General features: G+C 71.9%; 5 protein-coding genes. 2 read left to right on the top strand and 3 right to left on the bottom strand.

All coding sequences use genetic code 11. The annotated features are described in order from the left end of the window. Positions 1-428 (top strand): PDZ domain-containing protein (locus tag VB737_RS06290; RefSeq protein ID WP_500312052.1); only part of this gene is annotated, 428 nt, incomplete at its 5' end. 14 nt (positions 429-442) lie between these two features. Here VB737_RS06290 and VB737_RS06285 read toward each other — a convergent pair. The 3 genes from VB737_RS06285 to VB737_RS06275 all read right to left on the bottom strand — a co-directional run bounded on the left by VB737_RS06285 (position 443) and on the right by VB737_RS06275 (position 2,507). After that, entirely contained in the window at positions 443-1,108 is a 666-nt protein-coding gene (locus VB737_RS06285) for an SDR family oxidoreductase (RefSeq protein WP_500312050.1), read from the bottom strand. Positions 1,109-1,145: 37 nt separating this feature from the next. Then, complete coding sequence (locus VB737_RS06280) at positions 1,146-2,054, bottom strand: cation diffusion facilitator family transporter (RefSeq protein ID WP_500312048.1); 909 nt, start codon at positions 2,052-2,054, stop codon at positions 1,146-1,148. An 81-nt stretch (positions 2,055-2,135) separates the two neighbouring features. After that, the gene (locus VB737_RS06275) at positions 2,136-2,507 is read right to left on the bottom strand and encodes a DoxX family protein (protein WP_500312046.1); all 372 of its coding nucleotides are present in this window, start codon (positions 2,505-2,507) and stop codon (positions 2,136-2,138) included. Positions 2,508-2,612: 105 nt separating this feature from the next. On the opposite strand from VB737_RS06275, the gene VB737_RS06270 reads away from it, so the two are divergent. Beyond that, positions 2,613-2,771 (top strand): ATP-binding cassette domain-containing protein (locus VB737_RS06270; protein ID WP_500312054.1); only part of this gene is annotated, 159 nt, incomplete at its 3' end.

Raw genomic sequence — 2,771 nt, 5'->3', positions numbered from 1 at the left:
GCAACGGCCACCTGGCCGGGGGCCACGGCGTGCCCGATCAGCTGCGGGCCCTGGGCCTGGCGGACGTGGCCTGGTTGCTGCCCTGGGAGGCCAGCCTCGACTGCGCGGCGCTGCAGCTGGGCCTGGCGACGGCGGTTTACGGCGTCGTGTCCCCGCCGCCGGCGGGCCTGCGGCTGGGGGTGTACCTGGAAACCCACGGCGGCCGGGTGGAGATCCACCAGGTGGCCCCCGGCTCGCTGGCGGAGCGCTCCGGCCTGCGGGTCGGCGATGGCATCGCGGCGATCGATGGCCAGCCCGTGAGCAGCGCCCGCCAGGTGATCGAGCGGGTGGCCGCCCACCCGGTGGGCCAGCCCCTGGGCCTGCGCATCAAGCGGGGCGACCGGAGCCTGGAGTTGCAGCTGGCCCTTCCACTGCCGCCGGGCCCCTGAGAGCTCGTTGCGGCCTACCAGGGCAGCAGCTGGCCGTTGGCGTGCCAGAAGCTGCCGCTGGTCTCGAGGCTGAGGGCATCGATGCGGGCCAGCAGGCCGCGCACGGATTCCTCGGGGCTGATGCCCTGCGTACTGAAGCCCGTCATGCGGGTGCTCACCAGGCCGGGGTGGAGCAGGGCCACGGCGATGCCGCGGGGGCGCAGGTCGATGGCCAGCGACCGGCCGGCCATGTTGAGCGCCACCTTCGACATCCGGTAGCCGTAGGAGCCGCCGGAGCCGTTGTCGTCGATCGAGCCCATGCGGCTCGTCATCAGGATCACCTTGGCGCCCTCGCTCAGATGGCCCAGCAGGGCCCGCGTGAGCCGCAGGGGGGCGATGGCGTTGACCTCGAACTGGCGCCGCAGGCTCTCGGCATCAAGGGCCCCCAGGCTGGTGGATTCCAGGATCCCGGCGTTGAGGATCAGCGCATCCAGGCTCAGGCCGCCCAGCCGTTCCACCAGGGCGTCGATGGCGGCCCCATCGGTGAGATCGATCCCCGCCTCAATGCGCACCCCCAGGCTTTCCAGCTCCGGCGACGGGGTGCGGCAGACCGCCACCACCGTGTCGCCCCTGGCCTGGAGCTGGCGGCAGTACTCCAGGCCGATGCCGCGGTTGGTGCCGGTGATCAGAACGGTGGCCATCGGGGACGCGCTCGCTGCTGTCTGGATCGTATGGGGCTCAGCCCTCCTCCCATCGGAACCCCTGGTCATCCCAGGCCTTCGGGTCCTCGATCGGTTCGAGGTGGGTCAGCACATCGCTGCGGGGCAGGGCGACGGCGATCTCCTCTTCCAGCCGCTCGCAGAGGTCATGGCCGGCCTGCACGGTCCAGCGGCCCGGCACCAGCACATGCAAGGCGACGAAGCGGCGCGATCCGGCCACCCGGGTGCGCAGGGCATGGAAGCGGATCTCCTCCGATTCGTGGGAGGCCAGCAGCGCCTCCAGCTTTTCCTGTTCGTCGATGGGCAGCGCACGGTCGAGCAGGCCGGTGGCCGTCTCCCGCAGCAGATTCCACCCCGTCAGGGTGATGTTGAGCGCCACGGCGATGGCGATCAGCGGGTCGAGGATCGTCAGGCCGGTGAGCTTCACCAGGCCGATGCCCAGCAGCACGCCGGCGGAGGTCCAGACGTCGGTGAACAGGTGGTGGGCGTCGGCCCGCAGGGTGATCGAGTGGAAATGGCGGGAGGCCCGCAGCAGCACCCAGGCCACCACGCCGTTGAGCAGCGTCGCCACCAGGGAGAGGGCCATGCCCAGCCCCAGCTGCTCCAGCGGTTCCGGGTGCTGCAGGCGCCCCACGGCGGAGTGGATGATCGCCACGGCCGCCAGCACGATCAGGACGCTCTCCAGGCCGCTGGAGAAGTACTCGGCCTTGAAGTGGCCGTAGTGATGGGTGCGGTCGGCCGGCTTGGCCGCCAGGCTGAGGGCCCAGAAGGCTCCCAGGGCCGCCACCAGGTTCACTCCGGATTCCATCGCATCCGAGAGCAGGCCCACCGAGCCGGTGTAACGCCAGGCCGCGGTCTTCAGCACGATGGTGGCCACCGCCGCCGCCACCGACAGGAGGATGTAGGAGCGGGGGGAGGCGAAGATCATGGGATCGGACCGGGCGGCGGGGGCAGGACGCCGCCCGGCCATGCTCGCCCAGCCTGGCCATGGCGCCGCGGCCCGTCCGGTTCAGGGGCGGCGGTCGGCCACCAGCAGCAGGCCCCCCATGATCGACAGGTTCTTGAGCAGCGCGATCCGCTCCTGGGGGTCGGCCACATCGCTGTGGAACAGCAGGGTGGTGGGCACCAGGAACAGCAGCAGCAGGATCGCCCCGAGTCGCGCCCGATAGCCGCTGATCACCAGCACCGACCCCACCACCATCAGGGCCACGGCCGCCGCCAGCAGCACCGGCGCCAGGGGGATGCCCCGGCCGGCGATCATCCCGGCCACGGCGCCGAATCCGGTCAGCTTGCCGATCACCGCGTGCAGGAACACCAGGCACAGCAGCACCCGGGCGAGGCCATTGAGGAGCGAGGGCCTGGATCCGCTGGAGGAGGTCATCGGTGGCCGCGGGCGCAGGACGGGGGTGTTGGGTCAATTCTGGTGGGGCGCACCCGACCCTGACGGCTGGCAATCTGGATCGGACGTTCGCGTTGTTCGACCCCCATGGCCGCCGGCCCCGCCACCGCCGTGCTCGCGCTGCGGGGCGTCCGTGTCAGCGGCCGCGGACGGCCCCGGCTGGAGGACGTCGACCTCAGCCTGGCCCCCGGTGAGCGGGTGGCGCTGCTGGGGGCCAGCGGCGCCGGCAAGAGCACCCTGCTGGCG

Origin of the sequence: Synechococcus sp. BA-120 BA3, from assembly GCF_034931285.1 — a bacterium.
Taxonomy (GTDB): Bacteria; Cyanobacteriota; Cyanobacteriia; order PCC-6307; family Cyanobiaceae; genus Cyanobium.
This window is presented reverse-complemented; position numbering and strand designations above follow the sequence as displayed.